Annotated in this window: 11 protein-coding genes, 2 tRNA genes and 1 pseudogene; 6 read left to right on the forward strand and 8 right to left on the reverse strand. The window is 69.2% G+C overall.

All coding sequences use genetic code 11. The features are described from left to right. Positions 1-1054 (reverse strand): amino-acid N-acetyltransferase (gene argA, locus H0W40_RS15630; protein ID WP_292447948.1); only part of this gene is annotated, 1054 nt, incomplete at its 3' end. A gap of 97 nt (positions 1055-1151) precedes the next feature. Between argA and hrpA the strand changes: the two genes are divergently transcribed. The 3 genes from hrpA (at position 1152) to H0W40_RS15645 (ending at position 5746) form a co-directional block, all read left to right on the forward strand. After that, a complete protein-coding gene (gene hrpA / locus H0W40_RS15635) occupies positions 1152-5429 on the forward strand; it encodes an ATP-dependent RNA helicase HrpA (RefSeq protein ID WP_292447950.1) in 4278 nt (1425 codons plus the stop codon). 143 nt (positions 5430-5572) lie between these two features. Continuing rightward, a tRNA-Pro gene (locus H0W40_RS15640) sits at positions 5573-5649 on the forward strand. 20 nt (positions 5650-5669) lie between these two features. Beyond that, positions 5670-5746, forward strand: a tRNA-Arg gene (locus H0W40_RS15645). 51 nt (positions 5747-5797) lie between these two features. On the opposite strand, the gene msrA is transcribed toward H0W40_RS15645, so the two are convergent. The 7 genes and pseudogenes from msrA to senA all read right to left on the reverse strand — a co-directional run bounded on the left by msrA (position 5798) and on the right by senA (position 12339). Continuing rightward, positions 5798-6436 (reverse strand): peptide-methionine (S)-S-oxide reductase MsrA, encoded by a 639-nt coding sequence (gene msrA, locus H0W40_RS15650; RefSeq protein WP_292447952.1) that lies wholly within the window; start codon positions 6434-6436, stop codon positions 5798-5800. 11 nt (positions 6437-6447) lie between these two features. After that, positions 6448-6945, reverse strand: coding sequence for a peptide-methionine (R)-S-oxide reductase MsrB (msrB, locus tag H0W40_RS15655; protein ID WP_292447955.1), 498 nt, complete (start codon positions 6943-6945; stop codon positions 6448-6450). A gap of 162 nt (positions 6946-7107) precedes the next feature. Further along, the gene (gene phnE, locus H0W40_RS15660; RefSeq protein WP_292447957.1) at positions 7108-7926 is read right to left on the reverse strand and encodes a phosphonate ABC transporter, permease protein PhnE; all 819 of its coding nucleotides are present in this window, start codon (positions 7924-7926) and stop codon (positions 7108-7110) included. A 189-nt stretch (positions 7927-8115) separates the two neighbouring features. Then, positions 8116-8955 (reverse strand): ABC transporter permease, encoded by an 840-nt coding sequence (locus H0W40_RS15665; RefSeq protein ID WP_292447960.1) that lies wholly within the window; start codon positions 8953-8955, stop codon positions 8116-8118. A gap of 400 nt (positions 8956-9355) precedes the next feature. Further along, a pseudogene (locus H0W40_RS15670) lies at positions 9356-10093 on the reverse strand (phosphonate ABC transporter ATP-binding protein); the annotation flags it as partial. Between the two features lie 25 nt (positions 10094-10118). Continuing rightward, positions 10119-10985, reverse strand: coding sequence for a putative selenate ABC transporter substrate-binding protein (locus H0W40_RS15675; RefSeq protein WP_292447962.1), 867 nt, complete (start codon positions 10983-10985; stop codon positions 10119-10121). A gap of 55 nt (positions 10986-11040) precedes the next feature. Continuing rightward, positions 11041-12339 carry a selenoneine synthase SenA gene (gene senA / locus H0W40_RS15680; RefSeq protein ID WP_292447965.1) on the reverse strand — a complete coding sequence of 433 codons (1299 nt, stop codon included), beginning with the start codon at positions 12337-12339 and terminating at the stop codon, positions 11041-11043. Positions 12340-12371: 32 nt separating this feature from the next. Here senA and senB point away from each other — a divergent pair, with 32 nt between their 5' ends. The 3 genes from senB (at position 12372) to H0W40_RS15695 (ending at position 15965) form a co-directional block, all read left to right on the forward strand. Then, entirely contained in the window at positions 12372-13367 is a 996-nt protein-coding gene (senB, locus tag H0W40_RS15685; protein WP_292447967.1) for a selenoneine biosynthesis selenosugar synthase SenB, read from the forward strand. 31 nt (positions 13368-13398) lie between these two features. Beyond that, on the forward strand, positions 13399-14475 hold the full coding sequence (selD, locus tag H0W40_RS15690) for a selenide, water dikinase SelD (protein WP_292447968.1): 1077 nt from the start codon (positions 13399-13401) through the stop codon (positions 14473-14475). A gap of 110 nt (positions 14476-14585) precedes the next feature. Beyond that, the gene (locus tag H0W40_RS15695) at positions 14586-15965 is read left to right on the forward strand and encodes a tetratricopeptide repeat protein (RefSeq protein WP_292447969.1); all 1380 of its coding nucleotides are present in this window, start codon (positions 14586-14588) and stop codon (positions 15963-15965) included. Positions 15966-16288: the final 323 nt, after the last annotated feature.

The following is a 16288-nucleotide window of genomic DNA, read 5'->3' on the forward strand; positions in this document are numbered from 1 at the left end:
AGCCGAAGATCACGCCGTCATGTTCGATCACGGTGTAGTGGCCGATGTCGCGCTCGATCTCGGTGCGGTCGCGCTTGACCAGCGTGCCGTCGCGCTCGAAGGGCTCGATGAGCTGCAGGATGCCGCCGATGTCGTCGGCCGTCGCTTCGCGCAGGCTCTCGAGTTTTTCATCGACCACCATCGTGCCGATGCCGTCGTGCGTGTACACCTCCATCAGCAGCGCACCCTCCACCGCGAAGGGCAGGATGTGCGAGCGCTCCACGCCGCCGCGGCAGGCCTTCACGCAGTGCTGTAGATAAAAGGCGGTGTCCGTCGGCTGGGCCGGGTTGGGCAGGGCGGCCAGCAGTCGCTCGGCATCGGCCAGGGCGAGTTCGGTGTCGATGGGGCTGTCGGCGTCGTGCTGGTTCTCGCGTATGCCCGGCACCTCTGTCAGGAAGACCAGCTTGTCGGCCTGCAGCGCGATCGCGGTGCTGGTCGCCACGTCTTCCATGGTCAGGTTGAAGGCCTCGCCGGTGGGCGAAAAACCGAATGGGGAGAGCAGCACCACGGCGCCGATGTCGATGGCACGGCGGATTGCAGCGCCATCGACCTTGCGCACCAGTCCGCTTTGCTGGAAGTTCACGCCATCGACGATGCCGACCGGCCGCGCGGTCAGGAAATTGCCCGACATCACCCGCACCGTTGCATTCGCCATCGGCGTGTTCGGCAGGCCCTGCGAAAACGCGGCCTCGATCTCGAAGCGCAACTGGCCCGCCGCTTCCTGCGCGCAGTCGAGCGCCACGGCGTCGGTGATGCGCAGGCCGTGGCTGAAGCGTTCCGGTTGGCCCTTGGCGCGCAGTTGCTCGCTCACCTGCGGCCGAAACCCGTGCACCAGCACGATCTTGATGCCCATCGCCTGCAGGATCGAGAGGTCCTGCACGAAGGAATCGAGCTTGCCGGCGGCGATGAGTTCGCCCGCCATCGCCACCACGAAAGTCTTGCCGCGGTAGGCGTGGATGTAGGGCGCTACCGAGCGGAACCAGGGAACGAAGGTGTGCGGAAAGACGAGGTCCATGAGGGGTTTTGCAAGCTGCTTCGATTGTGCCGCATGGCTTTGCGCGCAAGCGCTCGACCGGCCGCTTGCAAGACGGCGCCCGATAATCACGACCCTCGTGAATTCGACTTCCCCGCGCTCCGCACCGCCGGCCTCGGCGCTGCCCATCATCACCTTTCCCGAATCGCTGCCGGTCTCCGCCCGGCGCGAGGACATCGCGCAGGCGGTGCTCGCCCATCAGGTCGTCATCGTCTGCGGCGAGACGGGTTCGGGCAAGACCACGCAGTTGCCCAAACTGATGCTGGCGCTCGGACGCGGCAAGGCCAATGCGGTGGGCCGCGTTCCTGGCGGCTCGGCGCCCGGCGCTCGCGCGCAATGGATAGGCCACACGCAGCCGCGCCGCATCGCCGCGAGCTCGGTCGCCAAGCGCATTGCCGAGGAGCTGAACACGCCGCTCGGCGCGGTGGTCGGCTACAAGGTGCGCTTCCAGGACCGGCTCACGCCGGGTGCGTCGATCAAGCTCATGACCGACGGCATCCTGCTCGCCGAGACGCAGACCGACCCGCTGCTGCGCGCCTACGACACGCTCATCATCGACGAGGCCCACGAGCGCAGCCTCAACATCGATTTCCTGCTCGGCCACCTGCGCCAGATCCTGCCGCGCCGGCCCGACCTGAAGATCATCGTCACCTCGGCGACCATCGACGCGGATCGTTTCGCCAGGCACTTCGCAGCGGGAGACCTGCCTGCGCCGGTGATCCAGGTGTCGGGGCGCCTCTTCCCGGTCGAGCAGCGCTGGCGGCCGTTCGAGGAGACGCGCCGCAGCGGCGACGATCGCGACCTGAACGACGCGATCGCCGATGCGGTCGATGAGTTGTGGCGCGAGGGTTCCGGCGACGTGCTGGTGTTCCTGCCCGGCGAGCGGGAGATCCGCGAGGCCGCCGACCATCTGCGCAAGCACCTGTTGCAACAGCACCGCGGCGGCCCGCAGCCGGAGATCCTGCCGCTGTTCGCCCGCCTGTCTCAGCAGGAGCAGGACCAGGTCTTCGAGGCCGGCAACGGCCGGCGCATCGTGCTGGCCACCAACGTGGCCGAGACCTCGCTCACGGTGCCCGGCATCCGCTATGTCGTGGATGCCGGCACCGCGCGGGTCAAGCGCTACAGCTATCGCAACAAGGTCGAGCAGTTGCAGGTCGAGCCGATCAGCCAGGCGGCGGCCAACCAGCGCGCCGGCCGCTGCGGGCGGGTCGCCAACGGCATCTGCATTCGCCTGTACGGCGAAGACGATTTCGCCGCGCGCCCGCGCTTCACCGACCCGGAGATCCTGCGCAGTTCGCTGGCCGGCGTGATCCTGCGCATGAAGGCCCTGAACCTCGGCACGGTCGAGGACTTTCCCTTCCTCGAACCGCCGCCGAAGAAGGCGATCGCCGACGGCTACGCGCTGCTCGGCGAGCTGGGCGCCATCGACGAGGCGAACGAGCTCACCGCCGTCGGCCAAGAACTCGCGAGGTTGCCGCTCGACCCGCGGGTGGGCCGCATGATCCTTGCCGCGCGCGACCGCCAATCGCTCAGTGAAGTGCTCATCATCGCCAGCGCGCTCAGCGTGCAGGACGTGCGCGACCGTCCGCTCGAACAGCAGCAGGCGGCTGACCAGAAGCACAAGCTGTTCGACGATGAGCGCTCGGAGTTCATGGGCTATCTGAAGTTGTGGAAGTGGATCGAGGCGGGGCGTGGGCATGCTGCCTCATCGGGAAACGACGGTGTTCACCCTTCCTCGCGGGCGGGAGAGGGCAGGGGGGTCGCGGCGCACCCTCACCCCAACCCTCTCCCACGAGTGGGAGAGGGAGAGGGAGCAATGTCGGGCCGTGCGCGAGCAGAGGGAGCAATGCGGGGCGGCACGCGAGCAGCAGGGGCTGTATCGGGCGCTCCAGCCACCGTGTCCCACGGCAGCAGCGAGCGGGAGGCGGCGCCGCACAAGCTTTCCAACCGACAGCAGGAGCAACGGCTGCGCGAGCATTTCATCTCGCCGCGCCGCGTGCGGGAATGGCGCGACATTCATTCGCAATTGCATACCGTGGTTGCAGAGCACGGCTGGCGGCTGAACGCCAGCCCGGCGACTTACGAACAGATTCACCTGGCGATGCTCGCCGGCTTGCTCGGCAACATCGGCCTCAAGAGCGAGGACGAGGACTGGTACCTCGGCGCGCGCGGCATCAAGTTTTGGCGCCACCCGGGCGCGCACCTGAGCAAGAAGCCGGGCCGCTGGTTGATCACCGCCGAGCTGGTTGAGACGACGCGGCTGTTCGGCCGCTCGCTGGCCGCGATCGAGCCGCAGTGGATACCCGGCGTGGCCGGCCATCTGCTCAAGACGCAACTGCTAGAGCCGCATTGGGAGAAGAAGGCGGCCGAGGTCGTGGCACTGGAGCGCGCGACGCTCTACGGCCTGGTGGTCTACAGCAACCGGCGCGTCAACTTCGCGAAGATCGATCCGGCCGCTGCGCGTGAGATCTTCATCCGCGAAGCGCTGGTGCAGGGCGAATGGGACACGAAGCTGCCCTTCCTGACGCACAACCGCAAGATGATCCGCGAGGTCGAGGAGCTGGAGCACAAGTCGCGCCGGCAGGACGTGCTGGTCGACGACGAGTTGATCTTCGCCTTCTACGACAGCCAGTTGCCGGCCGACGTGGCGGGCGGCACTGATTTCGAGCGCTGGTATCGCGAGGAGGCGAAGTGCCAGCCGCGGCTGCTGCACCTGACGCGCGAAGAACTGATGCGCCACGAGGCTGCCGGCATCACCACCGCGGCCTTCCCGAAGACGATTCGCCTGGGCGGCATCGACTGCATGGCGACCTACCTGCACGAGCCGGGCGACCCGAAGGACGGCCTGACCGTCACCGTGCCGATCTACGCGCTCAATCAGATGAGCGAGGAGCGCTGCGAATGGCTCGTGCCGGGACTGCTCAAGGACAAGGTGCTGGCGCTCGTCAAGAGCCTGCACCAGCGGCCACGCTCGCGGCTGGTGCCGCTGCCGGAGTTCGCGGCGGAGTTCGTCGAAGCGACGCCGTTCGCGCAGGGCGGGCTGGTCGATGCCCTCTTGAAGGCGGTGCGCGAACGCACGCAGCTTGCCGTGCAGCGCAACGACTTCAAGCTCGAGACGCTGGCGCCGCACCTGTTCATGAACTTTCGCGTCGATGGCGAACACGGCCGGCAGCTCGGCAGCGGGCGGCATCTGCCGACGCTCAAGGCGGAGTTGGGCGCGCAGGCGCGGTCGGCGTTTCAGGCCTTGGCGGGCTTGAAGGTCGGGGTGTCGGTGGAGGCCGAGCGGCCCTCACCCCAGCCCTCTCCCGCAAGCGGGAAAGGGAGCAATTCACCTTTTCCTGCACGCGGGAAGGGAACTCAGCCACTATTTCCTACGAAAGGGAGTGCAAGCAAGCCGCTTTCTCCTGCCCAGGGAAAGGCATCGGAGCCTCATATACGCGGGAATGAATTGCCCCCTCTCCCGCTTGCGGGAGAGGGCCGGGGTGAGGGTCCGGGCATAGCCGCATCGGCGACCTACACCACCTGGACCTTCGGCGAACTCCCCGAGCTGATGGAAATCCGCCGCGGCGCGCAGAGCCTTATCGGCTTCCCGGCCCTCATCGACCGCGGCACGCACGTCGAGATCGAAGTCTTCGACGAGCCTGGCGTTGCTGCCGCCAAGCACCGCGCCGGCCTGCGCCGCCTGATCGCGCTGCAGCTCAAGGAGCCGCTCAAGTACCTCGAGAAGAACATTCCTGATCTCACGCGCATGGCAGCGGCCTACATGCAGCTCGGCGGCAGCGTCGAAGAATTGCGCACGCAGATCATCGAGGTCGCGCTGGAGCGCGCCTTCATGGCCGAGCCGCTGCCCATGGATGCCCAGGCCTTCGCGAAGCGCATCGACGAAGGCCGCAGCCGGCTCAACCTGATCGCCCAGGAGGTGGCACGGCAGGCCGCCACCGTGCTGACCGAGCACGCGGTCGCCCTTCGCAAGCTCAAGGATGCGCGGCCCGCGAAGGAAGTCGTCGACGACGTGAGCGCACAGCTCGCGCGCCTCGTGCCCAAACAGTTCCTCGCCCGTACGCCGTGGCTCGCGCTGCAGCACCTGCCGCGCTACCTGAAGGGCGTGACATTGCGCCTGGACAAGTGGCGGGCCGACCCGGCGCGCGATGCGCAGCGCCTGGCCGAACTGAGGCCGCTCGAGCAGCGCTATCTGAAGCGCGTCGCCGAGCGGCGCGGCGCGCCCGATCCGCGGCTCGACGAGTTTCGATGGCTGCTGGAGGAATTGCGCATCAGCCTGTTCGCTCAGGAACTGCGCACGCCACAGCCGGTGAGCGCCAAGCGGCTCGACAAGGCGTGGGCGCAACTGGAGAGCTGAAGCACTCGCCAGTCGGTGCCGCCCGGCGCGAGGGCCGCTGCGCCAAGACGCCCGCGAGCCGCTCTGTGGGGTAGCCGTGGATGCGGCCCGCCGGGGAAATCGCCGGCTTGGGCGACGCGTGCTGACTACAATCCAGGCTTCGTCGGGGCGTAGCGCAGCCTGGTAGCGCAATTGCTTTGGGAGCAATAGGTCGCGAGTTCGAATCCCGCCGCCCCGACCACCTTTTCCGTCAGCCGCTCACTGCCCGTAGCTCAACTGGATAGAGCACCAGCCTTCTAAGCTGGGGGTCGCAGGTTCGAGTCCTGCCGGGCAGGCCAGCCTTGCAGGAGTGCGGCGGTGCAGGCCGCGCCCCTGCAAGTTGCAGCCCCTCAGTGCTGCACCGCCTGATCGCCCCACAACTGCTTCAGCCGCGCGTCGCGCCCACAGCTCGTGCGGTAGTAGCGGTAGCGCACCGGGTTCTTGGTGTAGTAGTCCTGGTGATAGGTCTCGGCCGGGTAGAAAGCCGTGGCGGGCACGATCTCGGTCACGATCGGCTCCTTGAACGGCTTGTTCTTCTGCAGCGCCTCCTTCGAGGCCTGCGCCGCCTGGGCTTGCGCGGGGCCGTGCGTGAAGATCGCCGTGCGGTAGGAATGGCCGACGTCGCAGAACTGCCGATCCTTGACCGTGGGGTCGATGCTGCGCCAGTAGTGTTCGAGCAGTTGCTCGTAGCTCACCTTGGCGGGATCGAAGGCAATCTCGACGGCCTCGGCGTGGCCGGTCCGGTTGGTCGATACCTGTTCGTAGGTCGGCTTCGTCGTCTTGCCGCCGATGTAGCCCGAGGTGGTGGAGAGCACGCCTTCCACCTTGTCGAAGTCCGACTCCACGCACCAGAAGCAGCCGCCGGCGAAGGTGGCCTTGGCGGTGTTGCTGGCCGCGGGTGCCGAAGCGGCCTGCGCGTGCACGGCGGGCGTCAGACCGATGAGCAAGCCTGCGGCCAGCGCGGCATGAACAAGTAGGGCGCGTCTCATCAGGGTGGTCCTCATGCTTGCGGCTCCGGCACGAACTTGAGCGCCACGCCGTTGTTGCAATAGCGCTTGCCGGTCGGCTGCGGGCCATCGTTGAAGCGATGGCCGTGGTGGCCGCCGCAGCGCACGCAGTGGTATTCGGTGCGCGGGAGGAACAGCTTGAAGTCCCTTTCGTACTCGAACGCGCCCGCCAGCGGGGCATAAAAGCTCGGCCAGCCGGTGCCGCTTTCGTACTTGGTCTCGGAGCTGAACAGCGGCAGGTCGCAGCCGGCGCAGTGGTAGCGGCCCTTGCGCTTCTCGGCATTGAGCGGGCTGGTGCCGGCGCGCTCGGTACCTTCCTTGCGTAGCACGTCGTACTGCGCCGGCGTCAGCCGCTGTTTCCACTGGGCGTCGGTAAGTTTCAGCGGCTCGATGTTGCTGGCCGCAGGAGCGGCCTTGGGCTCCGGGGCGGCCGTGCTGCGCTGTGCCAGCCCGAGGGCGGCGAGCAGGCTGAGAAGATGGCGTCGGGTCATGAGAAGGGCTCCTGGTTGGCCTCGCTGTCCGTTGGTCGCGCGGGGGGCCGAAAGCTTTCAGCCTTCGAGGCTTGCGACTCCGTACCGCCGGGTTCCTGTCCGTGGGGCGGCGCTCCGGTGAGGTGGGATACGCCTGCCGCCGCAGGGTTCCCCGGCCTTGACTCAGGCGTAAGCCGGCGCGAGGCCCCGCCGCAGCCGGGCGCTGGCGGCATCGACCCCGAAGACCAGCACGAACATGGCGATCAGCACCGTGGCGGCCTGGGCCTGCTGAAAGATCGACAGGTGGAAGTACAGCATCTGGCCGAGCCCGCCGGCCCCGACGAAACCCAGTACGGCGGCCATGCGGATGTTCATCTCCCAGCGATACAGCGTGTAGGCCAGGCACTGCGGCACGACGAGGGGCAGGCTGCCGTAGGCGAAGGCGGCGACCGTGCCGCCGCCGGCCTCGACGAGCGCGCGCTCGGGCTCGTTCGGCACGTTCTCCAAGGTTTCGGCAAACAGGCGGCCGAGCACACCCGTGGTGTGCAGCGCCAGTGCCAGCGCACCGGCAAAGGGCCCCAGGCCGGCGGCCAGAACCATCAGCGCGGCCCAAACGAGTTCGGGCACGCTGCGCAGCAGGTTCAACACGAAGCGCGCCGCCTGACGCAAGGTGGAACCCAGGCGACCCGCGGCGGGCAGCGCGAGAAGGCCACCGGCCAGCGCGGCGAGCAAGGTGCCGAGGGCGGAGACGGCCAGCGTTTCGAGGGCGGCCCAGGCCGCTTTCGCGACGAAAGGCGCGGACAGATCGGGCGGGAAGAACTCGGCGATGAAGCGGCCCATCAGCCGCAGCGACTCGGCAGTGAACAGCGCGCGGTAGTCGATGGCGAGATAGACGAAGCTCGCGACGATGGCCGCGGCGAGCAGCAGCGCGACGGCCACGCAAGTCAGGCAGGGCCCGGCGGCTTCTGCGCGGTCGGTGGGGTCGACGTCGGCAGTGCTCATATGGGTGGCCTCAGCGCGCGGCGGGCGGCGCCCTCATCCCCCGCCTTCTCCCGCTCGCGGGAGAAGGAGCCAACACGGCCGATGCCCGCGCCGTCGTCTTCTCCGGCATGACGGTCTTCTGCCGTGAGCGGGAGAACACGCTCGCGCCGCGAGACGGCTCGGCTTCATGGCGGCCCGTTCGGCGGCGTGTCATGCCAGCAGCCGTCGCAAGGCGGCGCTGAGCGCATCGGCCAGCAGCACCAGCAGCAAGAAGGTGAGCAGGATGGTGCTGGCCTCGCCGCCGTCGAGCATCTTCATCGACTGGTCCATCAACTGGCCCAGACCGCCGGCGCCCACGAAGCCCATGACCACCGAGGCGCGCACTGCGCATTCCCAGCGGTAGACGGTGTAGGAGGCCAACTCCTGCGCGGCGCCCGGAACGAGGCCATAGCACAGCGCCTGCAGGCGGCCGCTGCCGGCTTCGAGGAGGGCGCGTGCCGGGCGCGTGTCGCCCGATTCCAGGATCTCGGCATAGACCTTGCCGAGCATGCCGCCGTAGGTGATGGCCAGGGCCAGCACGCCGGCCGCCGGCCCGAGGCCGAGCGCGCGCACGAAGATCAGTGCCCACACCACTTCGGGAATCGCGCGCAGCACCAGCGTCGCAGCCCGCGCGAGAGCGCGCAGCACCTGCCCGTGCCAGCGCCCGCGTCCCGGCCCGATGCGCGAGACGGACAGGGCTTGCGTCATCACGAAGGCGAGCGGCGCAGCCAGCACGAAGGCCAAGGCGATGCCGGCGGTGGCCATGGCCAGCGTTTCCAGCGTGGCCCGTAGCAGCAGCGCCAGGAACTCGCCCGACGTCGCGGGCGGCAGAAAGGCCGACAGAAAATAGCCCATCGCGTGCAGGTTGCCGGCCTCGAACAGGGCAAGCGGGCGGAACTGCGCCAACTGCAGCATCGGCCACAGGATGAGCAGCGCGATGACGAGTCCGGTGGCACGGCCGCGCGCCCGCGGATCGCGCGAGGGCGGCGACGCGGTCAGGGCGGCTGTCATCGGTGGGCTCGCCGACCGTCGCCGGCCAGCATGGAGCGGCGGCATTCGGACGGCAGCGCGCACCCGAAGCACGCTGCGGGCTCCTCGCACGGGCGGCTTATCGCGCAAGGCACATCAAAGCTCATCGGCAGCCGGGGCGGGTGAGCGGCAGCACGCGTGCACCGGGCCGCTGCGAGGCGTCGCTGCCGGTTGCGCCGCCCGGCTGCAAGGCGGCATTGCTGCGGGTTGAACCGCCCGGCTGAGAGGCATCGCCGTCGGTTGCGCCGCCCGGTTGCAAGGCATCGCTGCGAATTGCGCCGCCAGGCAGCGTGGCCCCACTATCGCCGGGGGCTGCGGCACCGCCCGAGCACCAGGGCTCGAGCGCCATCGGGTCGTTGCCCTGTGTCGGCAGCACCGCGCCTTCGGTCGCGTACAGCTCCTGCAGCATGGCACGCGTGACGTGCTCGGCCGGCTTGTCGAAGACCACCTCGCCCACGCGCATGCCCACGATGCGCGGGAACCATTTCAGCGCCAGGTCCACGGCGTGCAGCGACGCGACCAGCGTTGCGCCCTGCGTTTGACTGTGCGCGATCAACTGCCCCACGGCGGCATCGGCCAGCGCCGGGTCGAGCGCCGAGACCGGCTCGTCGGCCAGCAGCAGCTCGGGCGCCTGGTAGAGCACGCGCGCGATGCCCACGCGCTGCAGCTGCCCGCCGGAGAGGCGGTCGCAGCGGTCGAACAGGCGATCGGCCATGTCGAGACGGGCCAGTGCTTCGCGCGCACCGGCGATATCGACGGGGTAGAGCAGCGAGGCCAGCGCCCTGCCGGTGCTCCAGCCCCCGAGCCGCCCGGCCAGCACGGCGGTCACGACCCGCAGCCGCGGCGGGATCGGCGGTGCCTGGTGGACGACGCCGATGCGTGCGCGCAGCTTGCGCAGCGCCGCGGCCGAGAGTTGCCACGGGTTGGCGCTCAGACTCAGCGCGCGGCCCTCGCCCGGCCGCAACGCGGTGGCCAGCACGCGCAGCAGCGTGGTCTTGCCGGCGCCAGACGGGCCGATGACCGCCAGCCGTTCGCCGGAAGCGGCGCTCAGGCTCACGGCCCTGAGCGCTCGCTGGCCGTTGGGATGAACCAGGCCGACGCTCTCCAGCGCGAAGCTCATCGTGCGCGCTCCGACCGCGGCGTCCTCAAGGCTTGATCAGCCCGGCCGCCACCGCCGCGGCTTCGATGCCGTCGTAGTTCGACGCCTGGGTGGGAATGAACTTCGAGGCCCGTTGCAGATCCAGGATTTCCTTGTGCTCCGGGTTGGCCGGATCGAGCTCGAGGAAAGCCTGGGTCAGCTTCTTCGTGAGGGCAGCGTCCAGGCCCGGGCGCACCGTCCAGTTGTAGTCGTAGTAGGGCGGCGTGGTGGCGAGTACGCGCACCTTGGCGGCGTTCGGATTGCCGCTCTCGGCCAGCTTGTCCATCACCGAGGCATTGAGCACGCCGGCCTCCGCACGGCCGGCGGCGACGAAGGCGACGGTCGCGTCGTGTGCGCCCGAGAAGGCGACGGCCTTGAAGTCACGGTCGGGCTCGATGCCGTCGCGGATGAGGAAGTAGCGCGGCATCAGATGGCCCGAGGTCGATGACGGCGAGCCGAACGCGAAGGTCTTGCCTTTCAGATCGGCCAGGCTCTTGATGGGGCTCGCCGCCGGCACGATGAACTTGCTGGTGAATTTTTCGTCTTCTGCGCGCTGCACGATCGGCAGCGCCTTGCCGTCGGTGCGCAGCTTGGCCTGCACGAAGGTGAAGCCGCCGAGCCAGGCGAGATCGATCTTGTTGTTGGCCAGGCCTTCGACCACGGCGGCGTAGTCGGTCACCGGCGTGAATTGCACCGTCAGGCCGGTCTTCTTCTGCAGGTAATCGCCCAGCGGCTTGAACTTGCGCTGCAGCTCGGTGGGCGCTTCATCAGGGATGGCGGAGACGCGCAGCACGGTGGTTTGCGCCGAGGCCGGGGCAGCGCCGAGCAGCAGGGCCACCGAAAGCAGGGCGGCGAGGAGCGATCTTTTTTTCATGGCCTGGCGTCGTTGGGAAGAAAAGGGATGGCGAAACGGGCGCCGTGCGTCCGCTTCACAGGGCGGCAGTGCGAAAGCCGGTGAAGAGGTCCGTGCGCTCGGGCAGGAAGAAATTTCGGTAGCGCGGATCGTGTAAGCGGCGGTGCGTGGCAAAGGCGCCGCCGCGCAACTCGCGGTGCGTGCCGAACCAGGGGGCAGAGTATTCGCGATAAGGCCCGGGCGTGAATCCCGGATAGGGGACGAAGGCATCGCTCGTCCATTCCCAGACGCTGTTGCCCCAGAAGAAGCGTGCGTCGGCCGGGCCCGAGTTCGCGCCCGAGCCGTCCGGCTGGGCAGGCGCCGCGCCGATCGCCGCATGCTCCCATTCGGCCGCGCTCGGCAACCGGCGCCCGGCCCAGCGGCAATAGGCCTCGGCCTCCCAGGCGTTGATGTGGGTGACCGCTCGAGCCGGGTCGAGCGGCAGCCAGCGATCGAACCAACGATGCTCCCAACCGGTGAGGCCGCCGGCCTGGGGGCTGCGGCGCCACCGCTCGGGACGATCACGCCCGGCCTCGGTGCGCCAGCGGCCGGCGTCGCCGGGCCACAACGCCGGCTGGTCGTAGCCGCCGGCCTCGACGAAACGCAGGAACTGCCCGGCCGTGAGCGGCGCTGCATCGATTTCGAAGTCGGCCAGGTGCATGCTTCGCCGGGGCAACTCGTTGTCGAATGCGAAGCCGCGCCGGCCCGCGGGCCAGCCGATGCACAGCTCGCCTCCCGGCACATGAACCGGCGACCGCGGCGCATGGCGCGGCAACGCCGATCCCGCCGGCGGCGCGTAGCCCAGCGACTGGCGCAGCCAGGTCAATGCCTCGCCGTGCATGTCTTCGTGGAACAGCGCCAGGCGGTGAAAGTAGAGGCGCTCGTCGTCGCCATCGCCATCGCCGTCGCCGTCGCCGTCGCCATCACCGTCGCCATCACCGTCGGCCTGCGGCAGCGCCGCCAGGCAGGCGTCGAGCTGTGCATCGAGCATCGCCACGACCTGCGCCCGCGTGGGCAGTGGCGCAGCCCAGCGTTCCTTGTGCGGCAGCCGGCTCGAATCGAGCAGCGCATCGGGCCCCGTATGGCGCGCCGGCTGCTCGGCGCGAACGTGCCCCTCGCCGTCGATTCGGTGCGGCCCGCGCAGCACCCAGAACTCGGCGAACCAGGCCAGGTGCGCCAGCTCCCAGGCGATGGGGTTGATGCCGGGCCGGCGCGGCACCTGCCATTGCGCGTCGCTGAGGTCGCCGGTCAGGGCGTGGGTGCGTGCGCGGCTTTCGCGCAGCGCCTGCGCAAGCGCATTGCCGGCGAGCCGGCGCGGATTAGCGATCGACGTCATGGCGCAGCGCCCGGCCATGCCAACATGGCGGCATGGGCAAGCCTCGTGTGTGCATCGTCTCGCCGGCCGCGGCGGGCGCGAACAACGGCAACTGGCATACGGCCCTGCGCTGGCAGCGTTTTCTGGCGCCGCTGGCCGAGGTGTGCATCGTTCAGCGCTGGGACGGTGCGCCGGCCGACGCGTTGATCGCGCTGCATGCGCGGCGCTCGGCCGAGTCGATCGAGTGCTTTGCCGAGCGGCACCCCCAAAGGCCGCTGGCGCTGGTGCTGACCGGCACCGATCTGTACCGGGATCTGGCGTCGGAGGCAGTGGCGCAGCATTCGGTCGAGTGTGCCAGCCACCTTGTCGTGCTGCAGGACGAGGGGCTGCACCGGCTCGCCCCCGGTGCGCAAGCCAAGGCGCGGGTGATCGTGCAGTCGGCGCCGCGGCTGATCCGCCACGACCGCGCCTGCAGGCGCTTCGATCTGGTGGCCGTGGGCCACCTGCGCGAAGAGAAGGACCCGCTCACGCTGATGCGCGCCGTACGCCTGCTGCCGGCGGAAACAAACGTCCGCATCCACCACATCGGCAATGCGCTCGACGCGGATCTGAAAGCCGCCGCCGAGCGCTGCGCCGCCGAATGCGCCGCCTACCGCTGGCTGGGGGGTCTGGCGCATGCGGCGACGCGGCGCTGGATCGCGCGCTCGCGCGGTCTCGTGCACATGAGCCGCATGGAAGGCGGCGCCAACGTCGTCATCGAGGCGCTGCGCTCGCGCGTGCCCGTGCTGGCCAGCCGCATCGACGGCAACGTGGGCCTGCTCGGGAGCGACTACGACGGGTACTTCCCGTTGGGCGATGCGCAGGCGCTGTCGGCGCTGATGCAACGCTTTGCGAGCGATGCCGAATTCGCCGCGCACCTGCAGGTGCAATGCTCCGCGCTCGAGCCGCGCTTCGCGCCGGCCGTGGAGTCCGCTGCCGTTCGCACCCTGTTGCGCGAACTGCTTTTGCACGGCTCGGCCCATGCTCCGGCCGGCCTGCTGACACAATGAAAACCGCTTTGCATCGCCAGGAATTCTCACCATGAACGACACCACCGCCAGCGCCACTTCACCGGCCACACCGCTGCGCCTCACCAGCTTCTCGCACGGCGGCGGCTGCGGCTGCAAGATCGCGCCCGGCGTGCTGTCGGAGATCTTGCGCAACAGCGCCGGCGGGTTCATTCCGCCTGAGCTGATGGTGGGCATCGAGACGGCCGACGATGCCGCGGTCTACAAGCTCAACGACGAGCAGGCGCTCATCGCGACGACCGATTTCTTCATGCCGATCGTCGATGATCCCTTCGACTTCGGCCGCATCGCCGCCACCAACGCGATCAGCGATGTTTACGCCATGGGCGGCAAGCCGATCATGGCGCTGGCGCTGGTGGCGATGCCGATCAACCAGTTGCCGGTGGAAGTGATCGGGCAGATCATCAAGGGCGGCGAGTCGGTCTGCCGCGAGGCGGGCATCCCCATCGCCGGCGGCCACACCATCGATTCGGTCGAACCCATCTACGGCCTGGTGGTGATGGGCCTGGTGCACCCGGACAAGGTGCGCCGCAATGCCGACGCGAAGCCGGGCGACGTGCTCATCCTCGGCAAGCCGCTGGGCGTGGGCGTGCTGTCGGCGGCGCTGAAGAAAGGCAAGCTCGATGCGGCCGGCTATGCGCAATTGATCGCCACGACCACGAAGCTCAACAAGCCCGGCGTGCCTCTGGCCGAGTTGCCCGGCGTGCATGCCATCACCGACATCACCGGCTTCGGCCTCGCCGGCCACGCACTCGAACTCGCGCGCGGCGCGAAGGCGAGGATCGTCATCGAGTGGCCGAAAGTGCCGCTCATGGCCGGCGTTGCCACGATGGCGGCCGACGGTTTCGTCACCGGCGCGTCGGGGCGCAATTGGGCGGGTTACGGGGCCGAAGTCAGCTTGGCCGCGGAGCTGCCGGGCACGGCGCAGCACCTGCTCAGCGATCCGCAGACCTCGGGCGGGTTGCTGGTGAGCTGCGATCCGCAGAGCGTGGATGAAGTGCTGCGCATCTTCCGGGCCGATGGCTTCGCGCAAGCCGCGGTGGTGGGCCGCGTGGAAGCCGGGGCGGTGGGGCTGCGCGTCGAGGGGTAGTCCGCACGCCGGGTTGCCGCTTTCGCCTGCAGGCGGGGCACGGGACGAAGAAAGGACGCACGCTGCCTATGCTGCGCGCCTTCCTTTCACCTCACGTCCCGGAGACTTCGATGAACACCGACACCACCCTGGCCGAGCCCGAAGCCGCAGCTGCCCAGGCCCAGCCCCGGCTCAGCGCACGGTTTGACGCCCGTGGCTGCCCCGTTTCAACGCGCTCGCAGGCAGCGATCGACAGCGCGGAGCGCGCACAGTGGATCCTGGTGTCGTACTACGGCGACGCGATGGCGCCGCTCGACGACGCCATCGCGGCCGACCCGCAATGGGCGCTTGCGCACTTGATGAAGGCCAACGCGCTGCTGACGGTGAACGAGCACGGTTTCACCGGGCTGGCGCAGGCCAGCTTCGAGCAGGCGAAGGCGCTCGCAGGAGGTGCCAACGAGCGCGAGCGCGCCCACATCGGCGCCACCGGGCTTTGCCTGGCAGGACAGTGGGCCGAGGCCTGCGACGCCTGGGAGCGCATCCTCGTCGATCACCCGCAGGATCTGGTGGCGCTCGGCACGGCGCACCTGTTCGACTTCTTCCGCGGGGACGCGCGCAATCTGCAGCGCCGCGTGACGCGCGTGTTGCCCGAGTGGTCGGCCTCGGCGCCGCTGTACAGCTACGTGCTGGGCATGCACGCCTTCGGCCTGGAAGAAAACAACCACTACGCGCTGGCGCAGGAAACCGGCCAGGCCGCGCTCGCGATCGAGCGCCGCGACCCCTGGGCCGTGCACGCGGTCACGCATGTACACGAGATGCAGGGGCAGTACGAGCGCGGCGCCGACTGGCTTCAGTCGCGCAGCGGCGACTGGGCGCCCGACAACGGGTTCGCGTATCACAACTGGTGGCACCTCGCCCTGTTCCGGCTCGAGCGCCTCGACACGGCCGGCGCGCTGGCCCTGCTCGACGAGCGCGTGACGCCGGGTGCCGAGGTGGCGCTGCAGCGGATCGATATCACGGCGCTGCTGTGGCGGCTTCGCCTGCTCGGCGTGGATGCCGGGGCGCGCTGGGAGGCGATCGCCGACGGCTGGGCGGCGCAGCCGACGGAGGCGGGCCACTACTGCTTCAACGACGTGCACGCGGCGCTGGCGCAGATCGGCGCCGGCCGGCTGCAGGCCGCCGAGGAACTGCTCGCCGCCGTGCAGCGGCGCAGCCTCGATCGCTCGACGCCGGGCATGATGGCCCGCGAAGTCGGCGTGCCGCTGCTGTGCGGCCTGCTGGCCCATGCGAACGAGCGGCATGCCGAGGCGGTCGAGATCCTGTGGCCGGCGCGCGAGACCTGTCACCGCTTCGGCGGCAGCCACGCCCAGCGCGACCTCATCGATCAGACGCTGCTCGACGCGACCATTCGCAGCGGGCAGCGCCGCTTGGCGAAGCACCTGCTGAACGAGCGGCGGCTGATGAAGGCGCACTCGCCCTTGACCGAGCACTGGGCGCAGCGCATCGGCTGAGCGGGGGGCTGAGACCGACTTGCGTTCGATCGGCCCAAGCACAGGGCTTCTGTGGTCGGTTCTTGCTGACCTTCGGCTCGTGTTGATATTGCGTTGCGTGCATTGCGTGCGTTGCGGGCGTTGTGCGAGAGCAAAGCCGCGGGCGGGCGGCGGGCTTCGCTTCGGTGCGGCGGTCGGCCCGTTGGGCCGACTGCGCTGTGCTGCTCGGGCTCGTGGCTGCGTCGCGGAACTCGCTGCGTTCGCTTTGCTCACTGCGCTCAGACAGCCGCGACGAGTCAGTTGACGAAGCGCGCTGCGCGCGCAGCCACGAGCCCTGCGCTGCT

It is taken from the genome of Methylibium sp., from assembly GCF_013817345.1.
Taxonomy (GTDB): Bacteria; Pseudomonadota; Gammaproteobacteria; order Burkholderiales; family Burkholderiaceae_C; genus Methylibium.

Bases quoted from the DNA above. Each gene is read 5' to 3' on its own strand.
- msrA (WP_292447952.1), bottom strand. From the start codon at position 6,436: ATGAGACGCGCCCTACTTGTTCATGCCGCGCTGGCCGCAGGCTTGCTC.
- msrB (WP_292447955.1), bottom strand. From the start codon at position 6,945: ATGACCCGACGCCATCTTCTCAGCCTGCTCGCCGCCCTCGGGCTGGCA.
- phnE (WP_292447957.1), bottom strand. From the start codon at position 7,926: ATGAGCACTGCCGACGTCGACCCCACCGACCGCGCAGAAGCCGCCGGG.
- H0W40_RS15665 (WP_292447960.1), bottom strand. From the start codon at position 8,955: ATGACAGCCGCCCTGACCGCGTCGCCGCCCTCGCGCGATCCGCGGGCG.
- H0W40_RS15675 (WP_292447962.1), bottom strand. From the start codon at position 10,985: ATGAAAAAAAGATCGCTCCTCGCCGCCCTGCTTTCGGTGGCCCTGCTG.
- senA (WP_292447965.1), bottom strand. From the start codon at position 12,339: ATGACGTCGATCGCTAATCCGCGCCGGCTCGCCGGCAATGCGCTTGCG.
- senB (WP_292447967.1), top strand. From the start codon at position 12,372: ATGGGCAAGCCTCGTGTGTGCATCGTCTCGCCGGCCGCGGCGGGCGCG.
- selD (WP_292447968.1), top strand. From the start codon at position 13,399: ATGAACGACACCACCGCCAGCGCCACTTCACCGGCCACACCGCTGCGC.
- H0W40_RS15695 (WP_292447969.1), top strand. From the start codon at position 14,586: ATGAACACCGACACCACCCTGGCCGAGCCCGAAGCCGCAGCTGCCCAG.